At 62.4% G+C, this 23258-nt stretch carries 24 protein-coding genes; 13 read left to right on the top strand and 11 right to left on the bottom strand.

All coding sequences use genetic code 11. The features are described 5' to 3' along the window. Position 1: 1 nt before the first annotated feature. From E2A64_RS04510 to E2A64_RS04495, 4 genes are read left to right on the top strand one after another with little or no spacing between them, the layout of a single operon-like run. On the top strand, positions 2–961 hold the full coding sequence (locus E2A64_RS04510) for a carbohydrate ABC transporter permease (RefSeq protein WP_133283215.1): 960 nt from the start codon (positions 2–4) through the stop codon (positions 959–961). Next, the gene (locus E2A64_RS04505; protein WP_133283214.1) at positions 958–1191 is read left to right on the top strand and encodes a hypothetical protein; all 234 of its coding nucleotides are present in this window, start codon (positions 958–960) and stop codon (positions 1189–1191) included. The genes E2A64_RS04510 and E2A64_RS04505 overlap by 4 nt, the downstream gene beginning before the upstream one ends. Beyond that, on the top strand, positions 1188–2288 hold the full coding sequence (locus tag E2A64_RS04500; protein WP_133283213.1) for an ABC transporter ATP-binding protein: 1101 nt from the start codon (positions 1188–1190) through the stop codon (positions 2286–2288). The genes E2A64_RS04505 and E2A64_RS04500 overlap by 4 nt, the downstream gene beginning before the upstream one ends. Further along, positions 2288–3355 carry an ABC transporter ATP-binding protein gene (locus E2A64_RS04495; protein ID WP_133283212.1) on the top strand — a complete coding sequence of 356 codons (1068 nt, stop codon included), beginning with the start codon at positions 2288–2290 and terminating at the stop codon, positions 3353–3355. The genes E2A64_RS04500 and E2A64_RS04495 overlap by 1 nt, the downstream gene beginning before the upstream one ends. 67 nt (positions 3356–3422) lie before the next feature. On the opposite strand, the gene E2A64_RS04490 is transcribed toward E2A64_RS04495, so the two are convergent. From E2A64_RS04490 to E2A64_RS04475, 4 genes are all read right to left on the bottom strand, one after another. Continuing rightward, on the bottom strand, positions 3423–4412 hold the full coding sequence (locus tag E2A64_RS04490; RefSeq protein WP_133283211.1) for an NAD(P)-dependent oxidoreductase: 990 nt from the start codon (positions 4410–4412) through the stop codon (positions 3423–3425). Positions 4413–4414: 2 nt separating this feature from the next. Beyond that, a complete protein-coding gene (locus tag E2A64_RS04485; protein WP_244598226.1) occupies positions 4415–5140 on the bottom strand; it encodes a FadR/GntR family transcriptional regulator in 726 nt (241 codons plus the stop codon). Between the two features lie 2 nt (positions 5141–5142). After that, on the bottom strand, positions 5143–6312 hold the full coding sequence (locus E2A64_RS04480) for a mandelate racemase/muconate lactonizing enzyme family protein (protein WP_133283209.1): 1170 nt from the start codon (positions 6310–6312) through the stop codon (positions 5143–5145). A 61-nt stretch (positions 6313–6373) separates the two neighbouring features. Then, on the bottom strand, positions 6374–7261 hold the full coding sequence (locus tag E2A64_RS04475) for a sugar phosphate isomerase/epimerase family protein (RefSeq protein WP_133283208.1): 888 nt from the start codon (positions 7259–7261) through the stop codon (positions 6374–6376). Between the two features lie 239 nt (positions 7262–7500). Here E2A64_RS04475 and E2A64_RS04470 point away from each other — a divergent pair, with 239 nt between their 5' ends. The 3 genes from E2A64_RS04470 to E2A64_RS04460 all read left to right on the top strand — a co-directional run bounded on the left by E2A64_RS04470 (position 7501) and on the right by E2A64_RS04460 (position 10672). Continuing rightward, positions 7501–8355 carry a sugar phosphate isomerase/epimerase family protein gene (locus E2A64_RS04470; protein WP_133283207.1) on the top strand — a complete coding sequence of 285 codons (855 nt, stop codon included), beginning with the start codon at positions 7501–7503 and terminating at the stop codon, positions 8353–8355. Positions 8356–8459: 104 nt separating this feature from the next. Then, complete coding sequence (locus E2A64_RS04465; RefSeq protein ID WP_133283206.1) at positions 8460–9515, top strand: sugar phosphate isomerase/epimerase family protein; 1056 nt, start codon at positions 8460–8462, stop codon at positions 9513–9515. Then, the gene (locus tag E2A64_RS04460; protein WP_133283205.1) at positions 9515–10672 is read left to right on the top strand and encodes a Gfo/Idh/MocA family protein; all 1158 of its coding nucleotides are present in this window, start codon (positions 9515–9517) and stop codon (positions 10670–10672) included. The genes E2A64_RS04465 and E2A64_RS04460 overlap by 1 nt, the downstream gene beginning before the upstream one ends. A 39-nt stretch (positions 10673–10711) precedes the next feature. Here the strand turns inward: E2A64_RS04460 and E2A64_RS04455 are convergent, their stop codons facing one another. The 6 genes from E2A64_RS04455 to E2A64_RS04430 form a co-directional block, all read right to left on the bottom strand. Next, complete coding sequence (locus E2A64_RS04455; RefSeq protein WP_133283204.1) at positions 10712–11407, bottom strand: ABC transporter ATP-binding protein; 696 nt, start codon at positions 11405–11407, stop codon at positions 10712–10714. After that, positions 11404–12153: an ABC transporter ATP-binding protein gene (locus tag E2A64_RS04450; protein ID WP_133283203.1), complete on the bottom strand. Its 750-nt coding sequence runs from the start codon at positions 12151–12153 to the stop codon at positions 11404–11406. Before E2A64_RS04450 ends, E2A64_RS04455 begins: the two co-directional genes overlap by 4 nt. Then, a complete protein-coding gene (locus E2A64_RS04445; protein WP_133283202.1) occupies positions 12146–13141 on the bottom strand; it encodes a branched-chain amino acid ABC transporter permease in 996 nt (331 codons plus the stop codon). The genes E2A64_RS04450 and E2A64_RS04445 overlap by 8 nt, the downstream gene beginning before the upstream one ends. Position 13142: 1 nt before the next feature. Continuing rightward, positions 13143–14063 carry a branched-chain amino acid ABC transporter permease gene (locus E2A64_RS04440; RefSeq protein WP_133283201.1) on the bottom strand — a complete coding sequence of 307 codons (921 nt, stop codon included), beginning with the start codon at positions 14061–14063 and terminating at the stop codon, positions 13143–13145. After that, a complete protein-coding gene (locus E2A64_RS04435) occupies positions 14060–14674 on the bottom strand; it encodes a LysE family translocator (protein WP_133283200.1) in 615 nt (204 codons plus the stop codon). The genes E2A64_RS04440 and E2A64_RS04435 overlap by 4 nt, the downstream gene beginning before the upstream one ends. Positions 14675–14737: 63 nt before the next feature. Next, entirely contained in the window at positions 14738–15874 is a 1137-nt protein-coding gene (locus tag E2A64_RS04430) for an ABC transporter substrate-binding protein (RefSeq protein ID WP_133284256.1), read from the bottom strand. A gap of 165 nt (positions 15875–16039) precedes the next feature. On the opposite strand from E2A64_RS04430, the gene E2A64_RS04425 reads away from it, so the two are divergent. Together E2A64_RS04425 and E2A64_RS04420 are read left to right on the top strand one after the other, a co-directional pair. Beyond that, positions 16040–16864 carry an alpha/beta hydrolase gene (locus E2A64_RS04425; RefSeq protein WP_133283199.1) on the top strand — a complete coding sequence of 275 codons (825 nt, stop codon included), beginning with the start codon at positions 16040–16042 and terminating at the stop codon, positions 16862–16864. A gap of 31 nt (positions 16865–16895) precedes the next feature. Then, positions 16896–17426, top strand: a complete 531-nt coding sequence (locus tag E2A64_RS04420) for a gluconokinase (RefSeq protein ID WP_133283198.1) — start codon at positions 16896–16898, stop codon at positions 17424–17426. 57 nt (positions 17427–17483) lie between these two features. Here the strand turns inward: E2A64_RS04420 and E2A64_RS04415 are convergent, their stop codons facing one another. Continuing rightward, positions 17484–18257, bottom strand: coding sequence for a DeoR/GlpR family DNA-binding transcription regulator (locus tag E2A64_RS04415; protein WP_244598139.1), 774 nt, complete (start codon positions 18255–18257; stop codon positions 17484–17486). A gap of 280 nt (positions 18258–18537) precedes the next feature. On the opposite strand from E2A64_RS04415, the gene glpD reads away from it, so the two are divergent. The 4 genes from glpD to E2A64_RS04395 are packed head-to-tail and all read left to right on the top strand — an operon-like array spanning position 18538 to position 23208. After that, entirely contained in the window at positions 18538–20139 is a 1602-nt protein-coding gene (glpD, locus tag E2A64_RS04410; RefSeq protein ID WP_133283197.1) for a glycerol-3-phosphate dehydrogenase, read from the top strand. Between the two features lie 20 nt (positions 20140–20159). Continuing rightward, entirely contained in the window at positions 20160–21248 is a 1089-nt protein-coding gene (locus tag E2A64_RS04405) for an ABC transporter ATP-binding protein (RefSeq protein WP_133283196.1), read from the top strand. A gap of 11 nt (positions 21249–21259) precedes the next feature. Continuing rightward, positions 21260–22336: an ABC transporter ATP-binding protein gene (locus E2A64_RS04400; RefSeq protein WP_133283195.1), complete on the top strand. Its 1077-nt coding sequence runs from the start codon at positions 21260–21262 to the stop codon at positions 22334–22336. Continuing rightward, positions 22336–23208: a carbohydrate ABC transporter permease gene (locus E2A64_RS04395; RefSeq protein WP_133283194.1), complete on the top strand. Its 873-nt coding sequence runs from the start codon at positions 22336–22338 to the stop codon at positions 23206–23208. The genes E2A64_RS04400 and E2A64_RS04395 overlap by 1 nt, the downstream gene beginning before the upstream one ends. Positions 23209–23258: the final 50 nt, after the last annotated feature.

The raw sequence follows: 23258 nt of genomic DNA, 5'->3' as shown, positions 1-23258 counted from the left end.
GATGGCCGCCGTCCAGACAACGAGCGAACGCGCGCTCAACAAGGTCGCCATAATCTCGGTGCTGATCGTCACGATCATCTTCCTGGCGCCGATCTACTGGATCGTCTCGACCTCCTTCAAACCACGCAATCTCGCGACGACCGTGCCGCCGACCATCGTCTTCGAGCCGGAGATCTCGCCTTTCGTGAAGCTGACCCTGCGTCGCTCGCAATTGCGCGAGCAACCGACGCCCGAGGAATACGCGGCCGCGCCCTGGTGGGAACGGCTGGTCTTCGACGGCGGCGAGAAGATCGTTCGGTCGGGGCGAGGCGAAGTCCAGCTTTCGGGCTATCCGAGCCGCTTCGTCAACTCGCTGATCATCGCGATCACCTCCACGGTCCTGGCGGTGGCGATGGGAACGTTCACGGCCTACGGCTTTTCGCGCTTCAAGATGCCGGGAGAGCAGGACTGGCTGTTCTTCATATTGTCCACCCGCATGCTGCCGCCGGTGGTCGTCGCAATCCCGATGTTCCTGATGTATCGCGCGGTCGGCCTCAACGACACCCATGTCGGGCTCATCATTCTCTACACCGCCTTCAACCTGTCCTTCTCGGTCTGGCTGATGAAGGGTTTCATCGACGAGATTCCGAAGGAATACGAGGAAGCAGCACTCGTCGACGGCTATACGCGCATGGAAGCCTTCTTCAAGGTGGTGCTGCCTGAAGCCGCGACCGGCATCGCGGCCACGGCCGTCTTCTGCTTCATCACGGCGTGGAACGAATACGCCTTCGCGCTGATCATGACCCGGCGCGATGCCCAGACCGCACCCCCCTTCATTCCCAGCCAGGTGGGCTCGGGCCTTCCCGACTGGACGGTGATTGCCTCGGGCACGTTCCTGTTCCTGCTGCCGGTCGCAATCTTCACATTCCTTCTGCGCAACCACCTTCTGCGCGGCATGAGCTTCGGAGCGATCCGCAAATGAGTTTTCGTGACATCAACAGCAAGTATCTCGAACCCGGCTCCATGTGGCTGATGATCTTCGGCATCGTGGCACTCTGCCAGCCGTGGATCTTCGTCCTGCACCGCTACGGGGCGACGATCATCGTTCTCGGCCTGATCTGCTTCCTGATCACGTCCCATATCGGGCCGAAGCCCTTTGTCGTCGAAGACGAGGTCTTCGACGTGTCCGACCACAGGGAGGGCAAGGCATGACGACCGAGATCGAGCTTCGCAATATCCAGAAATGGTTCGGCTCGAACCAGGTGATCAAGGACTTCAACCTGACGATCGCACCGCATGAATTCATCGTCATGCTGGGCCAGTCGGGCTGCGGCAAGACGACCACCCTGCGGGCGATTGCCGGGCTGGAGACCATCGACGACGGCGACATCCTGATCGACGGCGAACCGGTGCAGCACCTCAAATGTTCGGACCGGGACATCGCAATGGTGTTCCAGTCGTTCTCGCTCTATCCGCACATGACGGTCTACGAGAACATCGCCTTCCCGCTCAGGGCCACCCGCATGGGCAAGGCCGATATCGACAAGGCGGTCAAGGAGATTGCCCGCATCCTGCAGATCTCCGATCTTCTCGACAAGCGGCCCTCGGCGCTCTCGGGCGGCGACATGCAACGTGTCGCGATCGGCCGGGCCCTGGTCCGCCAGCCCAAGGCCATGCTGATGGACGAACCCATCGGCGCGCTCGACGCCAAACTGCGCGAACAGATGCGCGCCGAGATCAAGCGACTTCACGTCAAGCAGGGATCCACGACAGTCTACGTGACCCACGACCAGGTGGAGGCCATGAGCCTCGCCGACCGCATCGTCATCATGCATGACGGCAAGCTGCAGCAGGTCGGACGGCCGGAGGAGGTCTATCTGCATCCGGCCAATCTGTTCGTCGCCCAATTCGTCGGTTCGCCGGTGATGAATGTCGCCGACATCGACATCGGCACCGCCGACAGCGCGACAGAGATCCGTCTGCAGGGCTCCGAGAAGGGATTTGCCTTCGGAGACGCCGCCCTTACCGGCATCCGCCGCGATGCCCCGGTCGCACTCGGCATCCGACCCGAGGCCGTGCTTTTGTCGCACTCGAAGAGCAACGACCACCTCTCCGCAGTCACGACGAATATCGAACCGCTCGGCTCGCACGACATCGTCGATGTAAAAATCGGCGGCCAGACCCTTCGGGCACGCACGGAAAGCGGCTTCGTGGCCGGTGAAGGCCAGGAAGTCTGGGTCAATCTCGACCCGGAACAGGCTCACTTCTTCGACCGCGAAAGTGGTCTCTCGCTTCGGAAGGCACAGTAATGGCAGGCATATCACTTCGCGGGATTACCAAGACCTATGGCGGCACGCGGGCGCTTCGCGGCCTCGATCTCGACATCGAGGATGGCGAGTTCTTCGTCCTTCTGGGCCAGACCGGCGCGGGCAAGACCACGACGCTGCGGCTGATTGCCGGTCTCGAAAAGCCGACCGGAGGCGAGATATTCATCGACGGCGAGAATGTCGCAGAGTGGAACGCGGCCGAGCGCGACGTGGCTCTCGTCCTGCAGCAATATTCGCTCTACCCCCGGCTGACCGTGCGCGGCAATCTCGAATTTCCGCTGAAATCGAAGGTCCGCAACCTGTCACAGGACGAGATCGACCGCCGGGTGAACAAGGCAGCCGAAACGTTGCAGATCACCAAGCTTCTCGACCGAAAGGTCGAACGGCTGTCGGGCGGCGAGATGCAGCGTGTCTCGATCGGCCGCGCCATCGTGCGCGAGCCGCGGGTGTTCCTGATGGACGAGCCGCTTTCCGCGCTCGACGCCAAACTGCGCGAGGCGCTTCGCGTCGAACTGAAGAAGCTGCACACCGAGCTGAAGGCCACCTTCCTCTTCGTGACCCACGACCAGGTGGAAGCCATGTCGATGGGCGACAAGATCGGCGTTCTCAACCGCGGCAAGCTGGTGCAGGTCGGCACCCCGACCGAGGTCTATCACAACCCCTGCAACACATTCGTGGCGCGCGCGGTCGGCTCGCCGCCGATGAACCTCTTCGACGGTCGTGTCGCGGGGGGCCAGATGGAAATCGGTTCTGTCAGGCTGCCGGTAGGCGCAAACGGCGAAGCTCTCGACGGGCGCGACCTGACCGTCGGCGTGCGGCCGGAAAACATCCGGCTGGAAAGCGGCGCGCCGGTGAGCGCCCGCGTCTTCGACATCGAGGACCACGGGGTCGTGAAGATCCTGACCATGCAGCTCGACGATGAGCGCATCTACGCAACCGTGCCAGCGAAGACGCGAGTCCGGCTCGACGAAACAGTGCAGTTCGGCTGGCAACCCGACAAGACGTTGCTCTTCGACCGGCAGAGCGGCGCGAATATCTCGGCTCTCTGATGCCGGGATGGCGAAGGCGGAAGACCTGAGGCGGGGGGCTTGACGGCCTTCCGCCTTCGTATCGGCTTCAGGTGTCGGCGAGGAAGCGCTCGCGGTAGCGCGGCCAGACATCCGGATTGCAGAAATTGACCGGCTTCCCGCCTGAAAGAATGGCGCGGGTCTCGTGCACGACCCCCTGGCCCATGCGCAACATGCTTTCCGCGGTGATCCCGGCCATGTGCGGTGTCAGAATGACATTCGGCAAAGCCATGAAAGGGTGATCCTGCGGCAACGGCTGGGTATCGAATACATCAAGCGCCGCGCCGGCAATCCGTCCCGCTGCGAGTGCTTCGGCAAGCCCCTGCTCCTCGACCACCGGGCCGCGCGCAACATTGACCAGGATCGCATCCGGCTTCATCGCGGCAAGCTGGTCGCGACCGATCATGCCCCGCGTCTTGTCATTCAGCGGACAGCAGAGAACGAGGATATCGGCAGCCTCGAGCGCCTCATCGAGTGATGCGAGCGTCGCGCCGTCCGGGAGCGATTCCGGATGACTGGTGACGCCGAGAACCCGCATGGCAAAACCGGCTGTCGCAATCCTGGCGATCTGGCGGCCGACATGCCCCATGCCGACGATGCCGATCGTGCGACCCGATATCTCTAGGCCATGATCCGAATGGGCACGCCCCCTGGCCCAGCCGTCATTTCGTAAGTCTGAGCTGACCATGGGATAGCGCCGCAACAGTGCCATCGACGACCACATGACATGTTCGGCCACCGTCACCGCGTTCACACCGGGCACATTGGCGACGAGAACGCCGGCCTCGGTCGCCGCCGCCATCGGGATCATGTCGAGCCCCGCCCCGTGACGGACGGCGGCCCGCAAGTTCGGCTCGCGGGCAAAGATTTCGGCCGGGATCGGCGCGCGGACCACGATGATCGACGCCCCTCGCGCGCCTTCTGTTATCGCCGCAGGCGTGGGTTCGGGCGCGATGACGAGATCGCCGAGTTCGGACAGCGCCTCGGTCACTTCCGGGTGAAGCGTGTGCGTGGAAAAGATGGTGTCGCGATCCGCCATGTCTAGACGTGATCGGGCTCGGCGGCGGACTTCTTTTCCGCTTGCTCGCGGGCGCCGTCGAGAAGCTCGGTCCAGTAGCTCATGGCGCGGCCGAGATGGGTGTTCATCAGCGCCTGAGCCAGGATCGCATCGCGCCGGTAGAGGGCGTCGAATATCTGCTGGTGCTCGGCATGGGATTTGATCGAACGCTCGATCTGCCCGAAATAGACCGGCATACGCTGAAAGCTGGCCGCATAGAAACTCGCGCAGATCTTGTGAAAGAGATCGTTCTGCGTCGCCCGTACGATTTCGAGATGGAATTCACCGTCGAGCTCCTGCAGGCCCAGCCCGTCGGCGATCTGCCGTTCCGAGCGCTCGAGTATGTCGCGCAGACGTTCGAAATTCGCTTCGGTCGCACGGTTGGCGGCAAGTTCGGCCGCCTTGATTTCGTGGATCTTGCGCAACTCCACCGCCTGAAAAATCTGGGCCGCGTCGAGCTGCACCCCGGCACGCGCGAGAAGGGCCATGCTGTCGAGCCCCGCCGCGTCGAGCGTGAGATAGATGCCGGACTTGGCGCGACGCTGAATGATGCGCATGGCCTCCAGAATGGCGAGACTCTCGCGCACCTGGCCGCGGCTGACTGCAAAATGCTCGGCAAGTTCACGCTCGGAGGGAGCCTTGTCGCCGTTGGTCCGCGCCGCCTCCACGATGTAGGCGACGAGCTTGGGCAGGAAATCGACTTCGGTGATGCTCATAAGGCTTTCGCGTATTTCGACAGGACATTCTCGTCCATGGTGAAGCCGAGCCCCGGACCTTCCGGTATCCGGATCATTCCGTCCCGCACCTCGACCTTCTCCTCAACTATATCGTGAATCATCGGGTTGGCTCCAAGCGAAAACTCAACGGTGAAACTTGCAGGTGAGGCCGCGCAGACATGGAGACCAGCGAAGAAACAAGGTGCGCCTGCCCAAAGATGCGGCGCCAGGCGCAAGTTGAAAGCCGACGCAATCGTGCCGATCCGCATGGCTTCGGTGATCCCGCCGCAGAAGGCGGGATCCGGCTGGAATATATCGGCCGCTCGCCGGACCGCCAGATCGCGGAAGGCGAAGCGCGTCGCCTCGCTCTCTCCGGTTGCGATCGGAATCGGGATCGTGGCGCGCACTTCGGCGATACCCGCCTTGTCATCGGCAATGATCGGCTCCTCGAACCAGGCGAGATCGCAATCGGCAACCAGCTGCGCGAAACGGCGGGCGCCGGAGACGGTGTAGGTACCATGCGCATCGACCGCGATCTCGATATCCGGACCAAGCGCCTTGCGCGCCGCGCGCACCCTTTCGGCGGAGACGTGCGGGGCGGCGTCCATCGCACCCACCCGCATCTTGACCGCGCCGAAGCCGCCGGCGGAGATATAGGACTTGAGCTGCTCGCCGATATGCTCGGCATCAGCCCAGCCGCCCGACGCATAGGCAGGCAGACGATCGGCCTTGCGCCCACCCAGCAGCTTCCACACCGGCTTGCCATCGGATTTGCCGAGAATGTCCCACAGAGCGATATCGATGGCGCTGATGGCGGAAACCGTCAGTCCCCGCCGCGCCATTTCCGGCATGGCATGGCCGGAACGCGCTGCTTTCCCGGCGCGGACACCGTTGTAGAGATCTTCCCAGATAAAGGTGATATCGGCCGGATCGCGCCCGATGAGGCGCGGTCCGAAATCATCGTTGAGGAGACGGACGAGAGTTCCGTAATTGCCGGCGCTGCCGGCGGCGTTCTTCCCCTCGCCCCATCCAACGAGGCCGTCATCGGTCTCGATCTTCAGGATGGCGGCATCGAAGGTTCTCAGCGTCCCGAAATCACTGGTGTGCTGACGCGCCTCCTCGATCGGGATCTGGATCCACCAGGCTGTGACTTTTGTTATTCTCATGCCAGGGCCCTTCGAACCCCGCTGGCGAGCGTGCCCGCCCCCGGTGGGTCGCCTCTTCCCGTTACTTGATCAGCGGCAGCAGGGTCTCGGCGGTGATCCGCATCTGGTCCGAATAGAAGTCCTCGGTCAGAAGGCTGGAGCCATGATCCTGGATGAATTTGAGCTGTTCGGGAGAGATGTCGACCGGATTGGTCTCGACCATGTCGGGATACATGGTGGCCGGCGTGCGATCGACAGGGGCGACGAACTCGTTGGTGAGCGCGCCGTCATACCCGATATCCCTGAGCGTCGAGACGATCTTCTGCCAGTCGAGATGACCCAGGCCCGCGGCGAAACGGTTATTGTCGGCCACGTGGAAGTCGAACAACCGGTCACCGGCAAGCCGGATCGCTTCATACATGTCGTTTTCCTCGATATTGATATGGAACGCATCGAGACAGACGCCGCATTCCGGGCTCACCGCGTCGGCGAGCGCCAGCGCCTGGGCGCAGCGGTTGAACAGATAGGTCTCGAAACGGTTGAGCGGCTCGACGGCGATCTTCACGCCCTTCTTCTGCGCATGATCGAAACATTCCCTGGTGGCATCGACCACCCATTTCCACTCTTCCTCCGGCGTGGCATCCGGCACCACCTTGCCGACCGTGGCCGGCACCAGCGTGATGATCTCGCCATCGAGTTCGGAAACCATGGTAATGACCGACTTCACGTAATCGACAGAGCGCGCGCGCTGGCCTTCATCCCTGGCGGCAAGATTGCGTTCGCCGAGGGTCAGCGTGACCGCCCCCCAGCAACGAATGCCGTGCTCCTTGAGCAGCGCCCGCGTTTCCTTGACGTCGTACTGGTCCGGTTCGCCGGAGATTTCGATGCTCTCGTAGCCAAACTGCTTGATCCGCTTGAGAGTGACTTCCAGCGGTTCGGCGCGCATCCAGTTATGTGTCGACAGGTGCATTCTTTCCTCCCTTGAGCAAGGGCTCCCGCCCCTCGCATCTCGTCTTATCTGGTTCTACCAGTTACTCGCATAACGAAACGAAAATCAAGCGCGCATTTCAAAAGATCGCGCAATTGGCGCGCCAATTGCGATCCTAGAACTCCTATATGCCGGAGATAAAACCGAAACGTCACGCGAGATTCGGCTTTTCAGATATGGGCGTATTTGGTATGACCAGTTTAGCCGCATGGGAGGGTAGGTTGAAAATAGGAATGAACATGTTCCTGTGGACGACGCACGTCGTCCGCGAGCACGAGGATTTGCTTCGCAGCATCAAGTCCGCAGGCTTCGACGGCGTCGAAATTCCGGTTTTCGACGGCGATCCGGACCACTATGCCGATCTCGCCAGGATGCTGGCCGATATCGGGCTCGACTGCACTGCCGTCAGCGCAATGGGCAACCCGGACATGAATCTGATCGGCAGCGACGTGGCGCGGCAGAACGGCATCGAACACATGCGCGCGGTTCTCGACCGGACGCAAGCACTCGGCGCCTCGCTGATCTGCGGCCCGCTTCACTCGACGCTCGGGCATTTCAGCGGCGAAGGCCCGAGCGCCCAGGAGATCGAACGCGCCATAGCCACGCAACGGGAGATCGGAGAGCTGGCAGCACAGCGCGGCATCACCGTCGCTCTCGAGGCGCTCAACCGGTTCGAATGCTATCTGGTCAACACGATGGACGGGCTGGCAGCCCTCATTCACCAGATCGGCCATCCGAATATCCGCGGCATGTACGACACGTTTCACGCCAATATCGAGGAAGCCGATCCGACAGGGGCCATTGTCCGCAATATCGACGTCATCTCCCACATCCACATTTCCGAGAATGACCGCGGCGTACCGGGACGCGGCAACATCCCTTGGGCCGATACCTATGCGGCGATCCGGGAGAGCGGCTACGACGGCTGGCTGACGATCGAAGCCTTCGGCCGCGGCTTGCCCGACCTTGCGGCAGCCACGAAAGTCTGGCGCGATTTCGCCGAGAACCCGGAGGCCGTCTATCGCGAGGGTTACCGGCATATCGACGCATCCATGCGCCAGGCCGGGCTTCGCTAGCGCAAAGACAAGAGAATGCTTGAATAATTTTCAACTCGGGGTCGAAGCAGCCGCATATTTCGGCCTATAGTCCGGCAAAACAAATTCCACTGGGAGGAATGACAATGAAAACAATGAAGGGCCCGGCCCTTTTTCTGGCGCAGTTCGCCGGCGACGAAGCTCCGTTCAATTCCTGGGATTCGATTACCAAATGGGCGGCCGATTGCGGCTACAGAGGCGTGCAGGTTCCGTCCTGGGACGGTCGCCTCATCGACCTGAAGAAAGCGTCGGAATCCAAGGACTATTGCGACGAGTTCAAGGGCAAGGCCCGCGAGAACGGCGTCGAGGTGACGGAGCTTTCCACCCACCTCCAGGGCCAGCTCGTGGCCGTGCATCCGGCGTATGATACGGCTTTCGACGGCTTTGCGGTGCCGGAAGTGCGCGGCAACCCGAAGGCGCGCCAGGAGTGGGCGGTCAAGCAGGTGATGATGGCGCTCGATGCATCGAAGAAGATGGGCATCGGCGCGATGGCAAGCTTTTCGGGCGCGCTGGCCTGGCCCTATGTCTATCCCTGGCCGCAGCGCCCCGCCGGATTGATCGAGGCCGCGTTCGACGAACTCGCGAAACGCTGGAAGCCGATCCTCGATCATGCCGAAGACTGCGGTGTGGACGTCTGCTACGAGATCCACCCGGGCGAGGACCTGCACGACGGCATTACCTACGAAATGTTCCTCGAGCGCACGGGCAATCACGCACGGGCCTGCATGCTGTACGACCCTTCTCACTACGTACTGCAGTGCCTAGACTATCTCGACAATATCGACATCTACAAGGATCGGATCCGGATGTTCCACGTCAAGGATGCCGAGTTCAATCCGACCGGACGTCAGGGCGTGTATTCCGGCTACCAGAACTGGGTCGATCGCGCCGGACGCTTCCGTTCGCTCGGCGACGGGCAGGTGGATTTCGGCGCCGTGTTCTCCAAATTGACCGCCGCCGATTTCGACGGCTGGGCGGTCGTCGAATGGGAATGTTGCCTCAAGCACCCGGAGGATGGAGCCCGGGAAGGCGCGGACTTCGTCAAGGCCCACATCATCCGCGTGACCGAGAAGGCATTCGACGACTTCGCCGACAGCGGCACGGACGACGCCGCCAACCGCCGCATGCTGGGGATCGACTGATGGCCATCGAAGGACGCAACGAGACGCACTCCCGCCGCATCCGGCTCGGCATGGTCGGCGGCGGCAACGATGCCTTCATCGGCGGGGTGCACCGCATCGCCGCGCGTATCGACGACAAGTACGAGCTTGTCGCCGGCGCCCTGTCCTCGACACCGGAGAAGGCGCGCGCCTCGGGCGAAGCCCTCGGCCTTCCGCGCATCTACGAGGACTTCAAGGAAATGGCGATCCGCGAGGCGCGGCGGAAGGACGGGATCGAGGCGGTCAGCATCGTCACGCCCAATCACGTGCACTATGCCGCGGCGCGCGAGTTCCTGAAGCGCGGCATCCACGTGATCTGCGACAAGCCGCTGACCTCGACGCTGGCGGACGCCAAGAAGCTGGTGAAGGCCGCGGAAGAGTCCGACGCGCTCTTCATTCTGACGCACAACTACACCGGCTATCCGATGATACGGCAGGCGCGCGCGATGATCGCCAATGGCGAGATCGGCAGGATCCGCGTCGTGCAGGTGGAATATCCGCAAGACTGGCTGAGCGAGGAGCAGGATTTCAAGCAGGCCGAATGGCGCACCGATCCCAGCAGGTCGGGCGCGGGCGGTTCGACCGGCGACATCGGCACCCACGCCTTCAACCTTGCCTGTTTCACAACCGGTCTGGAGGTCGAGAGCCTGGCGGCAGACATCCAGGCATTCGTGCCGGGACGCAAGGTGGACGACAACGCCCATGTGCTCCTGCGCTTTGCCGGCGGCGCGCGTGGCATGCTGTGGTGCAGTCAGGTGGCGCCCGGTAACGAAAATTCGCTCAGGCTGCGCATCTATGGAGAAAAGGGTGGGCTGGAATGGAGCCAGGAAGACCCGAACTATCTCTGGTACACGCCGCTCGGCGAGCCCAAGCGCCTGATCACCCGCAACGGCGCGGGCGCCGGCGATGCGGCGGCCCGCATGAGCCGCACGCCCGGCGGCCATCCGGAAGGCTATCTCGAAGGTTTCGCCAATATCTATTCGGAAGCCGCCGAGGCGATCCTGGCCGCGCGCGAGGGCAGGAAGCCTGGCAAGGAGGTCATCTACCCGACCGTCCAGGACGGGCTCGCCGGCGTCAGGTTCATCGACGCCTGCGTGCGTTCCTCGGCCCGGAATGCCGCCTGGGTGAAACTCGACTGAAATCGAAACAGATACCGGCGGCTTCGGCCGCCGGACGTCCTAACCCGCCACACCCAGATGCCGAGCGGCGATCTCCGCAGTCAGTTCGGCTGGCTTTCCTTTCCAGACATCCTCGCCTTTCTCGATGATCACGTAGCGGTCGACCAGCGTCGAAAGCTCGGTGAGCGACTTGTCGATGACGAGGATCGCGAGGCCCTCGGTCTTGAGCTTGTGGAGCGAGCGCCAGATTTCCTGCCGTATGGCGGGCGCCAGACCTTCTGTCGCCTCATCGAGAATGAGAAGACGCGGATTGGTCATCAACGCCCGCCCGATCGCGAGCATCTGCTGCTCGCCACCCGAAAGCGTGCGCGCGGTCTGACGACGGCGTTCTGCCAGACGCGGGAAAAGCTCCGAGACGGTTGAGAAATCCCAGTGACCGGGACGTGCAGCGGTTATCAGGTTTTCCTCCACGGTCAGCGGCGCGAAGCAGCGTCGTCCTTCCGGCACGAGGCCAATGCCGAGCCGGGCCACCCTGTGTGGCGCGAGCCCCTTCGTGTCGCGGCCTGCGACCTCGACACGGCCGGCGGTACGCGGCAGCAGACCGCATATGGTCTTGACCATCGTCGTCTTGCCCATGCCGTTGCGGCCCATGAGGGCCACGGCCTCGCCTTCCCCGACAGACAGTGAAACACCGAAAAGCGCCGGCGACACGCCATAGGCGGCCTCGACTTTTTCGACGGTCAGAAGCGGGCTCACGGGGCGTCTCCCAGATAAGCGCTCTGGACGGTTGCATTGGACCGGATCTCGCCGGCATTGCCTGTCGCCACGATCTGGCCGCCGACCATCACCGAAATGCGGTCGGCGAGCGCGAAGACCGTCTCCATGTCATGCTCGATCAGCAGAATGCCCATATCGCCGCGCAATTCGTTCAGCAGGGCGGCAAGCCGTGCCGAGCCTTCGGCGCCCATGCCTGCCATCGGTTCGTCAAGCAGCAGCACGCGCGGCTCCAACGCCAGGGCGATCGCGATTTCGAGCTGACGTCGCTCACCGTGCGACAGGCCAGCCACCGGAATGGTGGCGCGATCGAGCATGCCGACCCTGGCAAGGATTTCCTCCGCCCGGGCCTTGAGACCGGTGTCACGCGCGATGGGACGGAAGAAATGGAACACGCCGCCCCTGTGCTGCAGGAGCGCAAGCACGACGTGTTCGAGGCCGGTCATCGAGGGAGCAAGCGCGGAGACCTGAAAGGATCGCGCCATGCCCATGCCGGCGCGCGCGGTCATGGGCAATGTCCCGACGGGCTTGCCGAGCAGATGAATGGAGCCTGAATCGGGCGCGATCTCTCCGGAGACCAGCTTGACGAAGGTGGATTTGCCGGCCCCGTTGGGACCGATCAGCGCATGAATCTCGCCGGCCCGAATATCGATATCGACCCCGTCGCAGGCCTTCAGCGCACCGAAGCCGCGCGACAAACCCCTGGTCGTCAGAAGCGGCTCAACCATGGGCGGCCGCCTTCCTTACGCCAGTCCGTTCGAACAGACCGGCCAGGCCACCAGAGCCCATGAGGACGATCACGATCAATGCGACTCCGAGCAAGAACTGCCAGTATTCGGTGAAGCCGCCGAGCACCTGTTCGAGCAATATGAAGACGCATGCACCCGCGACCGGGCCGCCCAGACGTCCTACGCCGCCCAAAATGACGAAGACCATGATTTCGCCGGACATGTGCCAGGACAGCATGGACGGGCTGACGAAGCGGTTGAGGTCGGCATAGAGCGCACCCGCAAGGCCGGTGACGATCGCCGAAATGACGAATGCCGTCAGCAATACCCGCCTCGGCGCCACGCCGATATTGCCGAGCCGCAACGGATTTTCGCGCGCCATGGTCAGGGCAAGGCCGAAACGCGAGCGCGTCAGGACGGCGATGAAGACCAGTGCCACGGCCAGGATCGCGTAGCAGATGAGAAACCAGCTCCACGGGTCCATGGTGGACAGACCGCCAAGCTCGTTGCGGACATAGAAGGAAAGCCCGTCTTCTCCGCCATAGGCCGGCCAGGAGACGGCGAAGTAATACAGCATCTGCGCGAAGGCGAGCGTGATCATGATGAAATAGACGCCGCCGGTGCGCAGCGACAGAAGGCCCATCGGCAGGCTGAAAAGACCGGCAGCCAGCATGGCGACGATCCAGATCAAAGGCGCGGAAGTGGTGCCGGCCAGCTCGACCGGCCATGACATCAGCGGCTCGTAATTGCGTGCATGCGAGGCGAGGATGCCCGCCGCGTAGCCGCCGATCCCGAAGAATGCGGCATGGCCGAGCGAAACCAATCCGCCATAGCCGAGCGCGATGTTGAGACCCGCCCCGGCAAGCGCGAAAATCGCCGCCTTTGCCGCAAGCGTCAGAAAGAAGGGCTCGTCGCCGAGATATCCGTAGAGACCGGCGGCCAGAAGGGCTGCCATCGCAGCCAGGGTAAAGATCATGTCGCTGCGCATCTCACGCCTTCTCTCCGAAAAGCCCCGAGGGACGGAAGACGAGGACCAGCGCCATCAGGATGTATATCAGCATCGAGGCCAGCGCCGAGCCGGTGGCGTTTGCGCTCGCCGGGTCGGTGAAGCCGGCGAAAACCATGGGCAGGAAAACCCGGCCCATCGTATCGGTGATGCCGACGAGGATTGCCGCAACCAGCGCGCCGCCGATCGAACCGATACCGCCGATGACGATGACCACGAAGCCCAGGATCAGCACCGGCTCGCCCATGCCGACCTGGACTGACTGCACCGAGCCCACCAGAGCGCCCGCAAACCCCGCAAGCGCTGCGCCCAGTGCGAAGACGATCATGTAGAGCCTGGAGATATCGACGCCGAGGGCTGCGATCATCTCGCGGTCGGCCTCACCGGCGCGGATGCGTATGCCGAGCCTTGTGCGGTTGACGGCAAGAAACAGAAGCGCCGCGACGAGCAGACCCACGAGAATGATCATCAGCCGGAACAGCGGGTAGTCGATGCCGCCCGGCAGATGCACGGTCCCCTGCAGGGCAGGCGGGATGTCGAGATAGAGCGGATAGGAGCCGAAAAGCCAGCGGGTGCCTTCGGTAAAGACGAGGATCAGCGCGAAGGTTACGATCACCTGGTCGAGATGGTCGCGGCGATAGAGCCGGCGCAGCACCAGACCTTCGACGATCACGCCGGCGAAGGCGGCAGCAACGAAGCTTGCCAGCAGCCCTAAAGTGAAAGATCCCGTGGCCGCCACGACACTCGCACAGGCAAAGGCGCCCACCATGTAGAGCGAGCCGTGAGCCAGGTTGATCAGCCCCATGACGCCGAAGACAAGCGTCAGTCCCGCAGCCATGAGGAACAGCATGACGCCGAATTGCAGCCCGTTGAGGAGCTGCTCGAAGAAAAGCGCTGCACTCATGACAGCCGGGCGGTCAGAAGCTTGGAGGCGAAGCCCGCGAAGAGCGCGGCGGAAAGGCCGTTGATCCATCGCGACATGCGCCGATAGGCAGCCATCGGACCCGAGCGCGAGAACAGGAACGCATAGCCGAAATTGATGAGCGCGCTCTGGACGAAGAGCGCCGCGACCACGATGGCAAGACTGAGAGCGGGTTGTCCCGGCTTGAGGATGACCGAATAGAGCGCGGCGAAGAACAGGATGGCCTTGGGGTTGGTCGAATGGATGAACAGACCGCGCAAATAGGGCCGCGACTGCGACACCTGCCCTTCGCCGATCCCGCCTTTCAGCGCGGCGCGCGCCGATTTGTAAGCGAGCCAGAAGAGATAGGCCGAGCCCGCATAGCGAACGATCTCCAGCGCCCAGGCATGCTGACTGGCGAGCGTTGCCAGACCGGCGGCGGTCAGGACCGACCAGATGAGCGAGCCCGTGAGAACACCGGCCGCCATGCGCAGACCGGGCCCAAGCCCCCGGGTCATGGAGGTCGAGGCGATCGCCAGGGTGGCCGGGCCCGGCGAGGCCTGGGCGATGAGCGCGGTGACAAGGATCACCGGCAGGCTGATGAGGACATCCATGGTCTTTTCCCGACGGCGGCGCGAGGGTTCAGCCGCGCCGCCGGAATTCACCCTTTCGGGTGCTCACATCTTGCAGTCCTTGGCATAGGCGTCGTCACGGTCCGTCATAGCGGTGGCGACGATCTTGTTGGTGTAGATATCGCCTTCCTTGACCACCTCGCGGACATAGATGTCCTGGACCGGGTGGTGGTTCGGGCCGAAGGAGAACTTGCCGCGAACGGAATCGAACTCGGCAGCCTCGAGAGCGGCGCGGAAACCGTCGGCATCGGAGACCGGAGCCTTCTTGAGTGCCGCGAGGATCAGGTTGCCGGTGTCATAGCCGTAAGCCGCATAGATGGACGGAAGCCGGTCATATTCGGCCTGATAGGCTTCGACGAACGCCTTGTTGGCTTCGTTGTCGAGATCCTTGGACCAGTTGGCGGTATTCTTCACGCCAAGCGCGGCATCGCCGACGGCCTGCAGGATGTTCTGGTCGAACGAGAAGGCCGGACCGATGAGCGGTTGCTCGGCACCGGACTGGGCATATTGCTTCATGAAGGCGATGCCCATGCCGCCGGGCAGGAAGAAGAACACGCTGTCGGCGCCGGATGCCTTGATCTGGGCGATCTCGGCGGCGTAATCGGTCTGGCCGAGCTGGGTGTAGATCTCGCCGGCGAGTTCTCCCGTGTAATAGCGCTTGAAGCCCGAAAGCGAATCCTTGCCGGCCGGGTAGTTGGGCGCGAGGATGAAGGTCTTCGCGTATCCCGCGTCGGTTGCGTACTGTCCGGCAGCCTCGTGCAGGTTGTCGTTCTGGTAGGAGACCGAGAAATAATCCTTGTTGCAGCCCTGGCCGGCAAGTTGCGAGGGCGCGGCATTGACCGAGAGATAGAACTTGCCCTGACCCGTGGCGGACGGCACAACGGCCATCGCCAGGTTCGACCAGATGATGCCGGTCAGGATATCGACCTTGTCGGACTGGATCATCTTGTCGGCGATCTGCACGGCGACATCGGGCTTCTGCTGGTCGTCCTCGACCACGGTTTCGATCTCTTCGTTGCCGCCTTTCTTGAGCGCCAGCAGCAAGCCATCGCGGGCATCCACGCCGAGGCTCGCACCACCGCCTGACAATGTGGTGATGATGCCGATCTTCGTCGGCTCGGCATAACTTGCCGTCGCCATCAGCGCCGTCATGGCCACGGTCGCGAGGCCCTTGATTGCCATATTCATGGAGTTCTCCCCCTCCTCTTGTTTTGCCCCTGTTCGGGTTTCCATCCATAAAACCCTGATCGGAAGGATCGTCAAGGACTCGCGGCAGGGAGGCAGGGTTGAATCCGCCTGCGCAAAGGCTCAAAGAAGGCCGGAGAGCATTTCCGAGGGAGACACGACATGCCCGCCATCACCGATTGGGATCTTGCCTATTCCAACCGCGACCACTCCCCCGACTGGCCGTCGTTCATCGAGAAATGGACCGCGGCAGCGGCTGCCTGGCGGGCAAGGCTCGCAAAAGAAGGACGCATGAAGGCCGACGTGACCTATGGTGACGGCGAGCGCAACAAGCTCGATCTCTTCCTGCCCGAAGACGAGCCGCAAGGCCTGGCGATCTTCATTCACGGAGGCTACTGGCGCAGCTTCGACAAATCGCTCTGGTCCCACCTGGCTGAAGGCGCCCTGGCCAACGGCTTCGCGGTGGCGATGCCCTCCTACACGCTCTGCCCCCAGACCACGATTTCCGGCATCACCCGAGAGATCACCGCAGCCATAGAATGCGCGGCGGGACTGGTGGACGGCCCGATCCGGTTGTCCGGCCACTCCGCCGGCGGCCACCTCGTTACCCGCATGATCTGCACGGATACGACGCTTTCATCGGCAACGCTCGCGCGGATCGGCCCGGTGCTCTCGATCTCCGGCGTTCACGATCTGCGTCCGCTGATCAGGACCGAGATGAATGCCGATTTCAAGCTGACGCGAGAAGAAGCGGCGGCGGAAAGCCCGGCATTGCTGACACCGCTCGAAGACCGCAAGGTCACCTGCTGGGCGGGCGGCGCGGAACTGCCCGAATTCATTCGTCAGAACGACCTGCTCGCCAATATCTGGACAGGAATGGGGATGGATACGGAGATCGTCCACGAACCCGGAAAGCACCATTTCAGCGTCGTCGACAGCCTTGCGGACCGGCATTCCGCTTTGACGCAAAAATGGCTCGGCCTTTAGAAGCGGCCGAGAGCGAGCAGCAGGATCTTTCATGACACAGGCGCAGCAGACCGGCGGGCATCATGCCGACCATTTCATCGTGATGGGAGTGGCAGGTGCCGGCAAATCGACCATCGCGGAGCTCCTGGCCGAGCGCCTGGGCTATCCTCTCGTCGAAGGCGACGCCCATCATCCGCAGGCAAACATCGAGAAGATGTCGGCAGGTATTCCGCTCGACGACAGCGACCGGGCACCCTGGCTCGAGGAACTGGGTGCGCTGATGCGCAGGAGCGACGGCCCCGTCGTTCTCACCTGCTCTTCGCTCAAGCGGAAATATCGTGATCTCTTGCGCGGCTCTTCGGGAAGCGACATCCTGTTCGTCTACCTGCATGGAAGCCGGAAACTGCTGTCCGAACGCATGAACAGCCGAACCGGCCACTTCATGCCGCCCAGCCTTCTCGAAAGCCAGCTTGAAAGCCTGGAAGTCCCCGGGGACGACGAAAATTCACTCCGGGTGGATATCGGGCCGAAGCCCGAGGTCATCGTCGACAGGATCATTGCGTCCCTCAACAGCCGCGCCTGATGGTCGGCGGAACGATCTGGATCCTGTTCAACCGGTGGCAGAGGACGATGTGAGCAGTCAGCCCCCGGCGACGAACACCTCGGTGCCCCATTCACGACAGCGCGACGTCAATTCCTTCGAGAACGGCCTGTCGGTGTAGACCGCATCAAGCTCCCGGATCGATGCAATGCGAACGGGAGCGGAGCGCTCGAACTTGGAATGATCGGTCACCAGGAAGACCTTGCGGGCATGCCGGATGATCGATTTCGACACCCTCACCTCCCGCAGGTCGAAGTCGAGAAGGTCGCCCTCCTCATCAAGCGCCGAAGCGCCGATGATCGCGATATCGACCTTGAACTGTTCGATCATCTGGGTGGTGAGATCTCCCACCAGACCGCCATCGCTGCGTCGGAGGGTTCCGCCCGAGACGATGATCTCGCAATTCTGGTTGGCCGCCAGAATGTTGGCGACGTTCATGTTGTTGGTCACGACCGTGAGATTGGTATGGTCAAGGAGTTCACGCGCCACGGCCTCGGTCGTCGTCCCGATATTGATGAAGAGCGAGACGTCATCGGGCACATCTTCGGCCACCCGTCGCGCGATTGCCTCCTTGGCCTCGGAGAAGAGGTTTCGGCGTTCTTCGTACTCGATGTTCGTGACGCCGGAGCGGATGACCGCCCCGCCATGGACACGCGAGACCTTGCCGTCGATTTCCAGCTCGCCGAGATCGCGCCGTATCGTCTGGACCGTCACTCCGAAGTGATCGGCCAGCGATTCCACCGTCGCCTTCCCCTCCAACCGCATGAGCGACAGGATTTCGTTCTTGCGCAGGCCGAGATTGTTCTTTCGCACTTACATCCCCTCCCGGAACGGGCCGAAACTAACCCATGGACGGCTCAGGCGAAAGCGAAACGAACATTTGCGGGGAATTTTCCGAACATCCGGATGCTTATCCACACGCCAAAACACCCAATCCCAATCAAATAATTAAGATAAATCATCTGGTTACGGCCCATGAGGAGGAAAAGGAGAGAACTCTCAACTTCCAAAAGCGAAAAAAAAGGAAAATTTCCAGGTTGTTTCGATTTTCGTTCCGTGCTTGAAATTCATGCGGGAGGAAGTCGTACTGATCATGCGCGACGCGAGTTCGGGGATGTTTGACCTGTTGATCATTGGCGGCGGCGTCAATGGATGCGGGATCGCGCGCGATGCGGCGGGACGCGGCTACAGCGTCGCTCTGGCCGAGATGAACGACCTTGCGTCGGCGACCTCTTCCTCATCGACAAAACTCTTTCATGGCGGCTTGCGCTATCTCGAATATTTCGAGTTCCGGCTGGTGCGCGAGGCGCTGATCGAGCGCGAGACGCTGCTCCAGGCCATGCCGCACATCAGTTGGCCGATGCGCTTCGTACTGCCCTACCATGCCGACATGCGCTTCGAGAGCGAGACGCCGACCTCCAGGCTGCTCTCGGCCGTGATGCCGTGGATGCGCGGCCGCCGTCCGGCATGGCTCATCCGGCTCGGCCTGTTTCTCTACGACCATCTCGGCACGCACAAGATCCTGCCGGGCACGAGCACAGTCGACCTGCGCAGCGATCGTGCCGGACGTGCGCTGCAGTCGCGTTTCGAGAAGGCTTTCGAATATTCCGACTGCTGGGTCGAGGATTCGCGGCTGGTGGTTCTCAATGCCCGCGACGCCGAACGGCTCGGCGCGCGCATCATGACGCGCACGCAGGTCACGGGCGCCGAACGCCACGCCGACCACTGGACCGTTCATCTGCGCGATTCCGAGACCGGCGAGACGCGCAGCGTCGAGGCCAGGGCCATCGTCAACGCGGCCGGGCCGTGGGTCGAATCCGTCGCCCGCTCCAAGCTGGACATCAAGGCACGCGAAGGCGTGCGCCTCGTGCGCGGCAGCCATATCGTCACGCGCAAGCTTTTCGATCACGACAAGTGCTATTTCTTCCAGGGTGAAGACGGACGGATCATCTTCGCCATCCCCTATGAGAACGATTTCACCCTGATCGGCACCACCGACCAGGAGCATGAGGGCAAGCCTTCCGAGGCCGTATGCACGCCCGAGGAACAGGATTACCTGTGCGACTTCGCTTCGCGCTATTTCGCAAGGCCGGTCACGCGCGACGACATCGTCTGGACCTATTCCGGGGTAAGGCCGCTCTATGATGACGGCGCTTCCTCGGCAACGGCAGCCACTCGCGACTATGTGCTGTCCCTGAACACAGATGGCGGCGCGGCGATCCTGAGCGTTTTCGGCGGCAAGATCACCACCTATCGGCGGCTTGCGGAAAGCGCGCTCGAGAAACTGGCACATGTCTTTCCCGGAAAGTCGGGCGACTGGACGGCCGGCAAGCCGCTGCCTGGCGGCAACTTTCCGATCGACGGTTTCGACGAACTGGTCGAGAAACTCGAGGCTGCCCATCCCTACCTGCCGCATGCCCAGGCGCGCCGGTACGTCCGCGCTTACGGAACCGACGCTGCACAGATGCTCGAAGGCAGGCATTCGGCCGACGATCTCGGACGCGACTTCGGGGCCGGACTGACCGAGACCGAGGTCAACTGGCTGATGGACAAGGAACATGCCGCCACCGCGGAGGATGTGGTGTGGCGGAGATCGAAACTGGGGCTGCGCCTCACGATGGAAGAGATTGCAGAACTCGACCATTGGATGAAAAATGCACGGAAGGCCGGCAACGGCAAACTCGCCGCGGAATAGATCCGCCTGGAGGAGGCGAAATGACATTGAAACTTGAAGGCGTCGGCAAATCGGTGGGAGGACAGGTTCACGTCCATCCGACCGATCTGGAGCTGCAGAAGGGCACGATGAACGTGCTTCTGGGCCCGACGCTTGCGGGCAAGACCACCTTGATGCGCCTGATGGCCGGGCTCGAGCCGCCCACGCGCGGCAAGATCTACTGGGAAGGCAAGGACGTCACCGGCATGCGCGTCCAGGACCGCGAGGTGGCGATGGTCTATCAGCAGTTCATCAACTATCCCTCGATGACGGTCTATGACAACATCGCCTCGCCGCTGCGCCTGAAAGGCAAGAACAAGCAGGAGATCGACGCGGCGGTGCGCAAGACCGCTGACATGATGAAGCTTTCCCCCATGCTCAAGCGCAGGCCGCTGGAGCTTTCCGGCGGCCAACAGCAGCGCTGCGCACTTGCCCGCGCCCTGGTGAAGAATGCCGGCCTCGTGCTTCTCGACGAACCGCTCGCCAATCTCGACTACAAGCTGCGCGAGGAACTGCGCATAGAGATCCCGAAAATCTTCGAGGAATCCGGTTCGATCTTCGTCTACGCGACCACCGAACCGGAGGAAGCGCTGCTTCTCGGCGGCCATACCGCGACGCTGTGGGAAGGCCGGATCACCCAGTATGGCTCGACGCCCGAGATCTACCGCAATCCGGCGGACGCGACGACGGCGCGCGTGTTCTCCGATCCGCCGATGAACTTCCTGCAGATCTCCAAGGCGGGCTCCAGGATCATGTTCGGAGACGGGCAGTCCGTACCCGCTGCGGGTCGCCTCTCGGATGTCGCCGACGGCCGCTATCTCGCGGGTTTCCGGCCCAACCATCTGGAAATCAACCGGCACACGAGCGATGCGATGCGGTTCAAGTGCAAACTCGCAGTGACCGAGATCACCGGATCGGAAACCTTCATCCACCTCGACCATCAGGGCGAGCGCTGGGTGGGTGTCGTCCACGGTGTGCACGATCTTGAACCGGGCAGCGAGATCGAGGTCTTCCTCGATCCCTCCCATGTCTACATCTTCGGCGAGGCAGGCGATCTGGTCGCCACCGCGCCCTATGCACAGGCAGCCTGAGGGAGGGGACGATGGCCAGGATCACGCTTGAAAATCTCGCACATTCCTATCTCCCCAATCCGGAGAGCGAGGACGATTACGCCCTCAAGGAGATGACCCATGTCTGGGAAGACGGCCAGGCCTATGCGCTGCTCGGCGCCTCGGGCTGCGGCAAGACCACGCTGCTCAACATCATTTCCGGACTTCTCATTCCCTCGCAGGGCCGTATCCTGTTCGGCGAGCGAGACGTCACCGACGCGCCCACGACCGAGCGCAACATTGCGCAGGTCTTCCAGTTTCCGGTCGTCTACGACACGATGAGCGTACGCGAAAATCTCGCCTTCCCGCTCAAGAACCGCGGCTCGGATCCCGCCTATATCGCGCGCCGCGTGGAAGAGATCGCCAGGATGATCGGCCTGGAGGACGAACTCCGGAGAAAGGCGCGCGGGCTGACCGCGGACGCCAAGCAGAAGATCAGCCTCGGCCGCGGCATGGTGCGCGAGGACGTCAACGCGATCCTCTTCGACGAGCCGCTGACGGTGATCGACCCGCACATGAAATGGGCGCTTCGCACCCAGCTGAAGTCTCTGCATCGCCAGTTCGGCCACACGATGATCTACGTCACTCACGACCAGACCGAGGCGCTTACCTTCGCCGACAAGGTGGTGGTCATGCATGACGGCCGCGTGGTGCAGATCGGCACGCCGGAAGAACTCTTCGAAACGCCGGCGCATACCTTTGTCGGCTATTTCATCGGCTCGCCCGGCATGAACCTCCTGCCTGCCAACATCGAGGGCAATCGCGCCTATGTGAACGGCACGGAAATCGATCTCGGACGCGGTTACGGCAAGCCCCAGGGCAAGGTCGAGATCGGTGTTCGTCCGGAATATCTGAAGCTTTCCTCCAAGGCCGGCCTGCCGGTCAACATCCGGCGCGTCGAAGATGTGGGCCGCCACAAGATCGTGCGCGCCGAGTTCTTCGGCCACGACATCAACATCGTGGCGCCCGAGGGCACTGAGGTCGGTGCTGACATGACGAAGGTCACGTTCGATCCCGCCAGGATCAATGTCTATGCCGATGACTGGCGCATTGCCGGGGAGGCCGCGTGATGGAAAAGACAACCAACCAGAAGGCCTGGTTCCTCGTGCTGCCGGTGTTGATCCTGGTCGCATTCTCGGCGGTCATTCCGCTGATGACGGTCGTCAACTACTCGGTCCAGGACACCTTCGGAAACAACGTCTTCTTCTGGGCGGGTCTGGAGTGGTTCGAGGAAATGCTTGCCTCCGAGCGGATGCATTCCGCCTTGGGCCGGCAGGCCATCTTCTCGGCGGTCATTCTGGCCATCGAGGTGCCGCTTGGCATCTTCGTGGCGCTCAACATGCCCAAGCGCGGCTTCTGGGCCTCGTTCTGCCTGGTGGTGATGGCGCTGCCGCTGCTCATCCCCTTCAACGTGGTCGGCACGATCTGGCAGATCTTCGGGCGCCTCGACATCGGCCTTCTGGGCCATACGCTCGAAGCCATCGGCATCGACTACAACTACACCAACGATTCGGTCGACGCGTGGATCACCGTGATCGTGATGGACGTCTGGCACTGGACGAGCCTGGTTGCGCTTCTCGCCTATGCCGGACTGCAGTCCATTCCGGAGGCCTATTACCAGGCCGCCAAGATCGACCAGGCCAGCCGCTGGAGCGTGTTCCGCTACATCGAACTGCCGAAGATGCAGGGCGTGCTGCTGATCGCGATCCTGCTGCGCTTCATGGACTCCTTCATGATCTACACCGAACCCTTCGTCGTCACCGGCGGCGGCCCGGGCAATGCCACGACCTTCCTGTCGATCGACCTCGTGAAGATGGCGATCGGTCAGTTCGACCTTGGTCCGGCAGCCGCGTTCTCGATCATGTATTTCCTCGTCATCATGCTGATCTCGTGGGTCTTCTACACGGTCATGACGACGATCGACAAAAAGGAGATGGTGTGATGTCGGATACCGCCATGACAACCACCGCCGCACGTTCGGGCAGCAAGGGC

The sequence above is a fragment of the Pseudohoeflea suaedae genome (assembly GCF_004354915.1).
GTDB classification, from domain to species: domain Bacteria; phylum Pseudomonadota; class Alphaproteobacteria; order Rhizobiales; family Rhizobiaceae; genus Pseudohoeflea; species Pseudohoeflea suaedae.
This window is presented reverse-complemented; position numbering and strand designations above follow the sequence as displayed.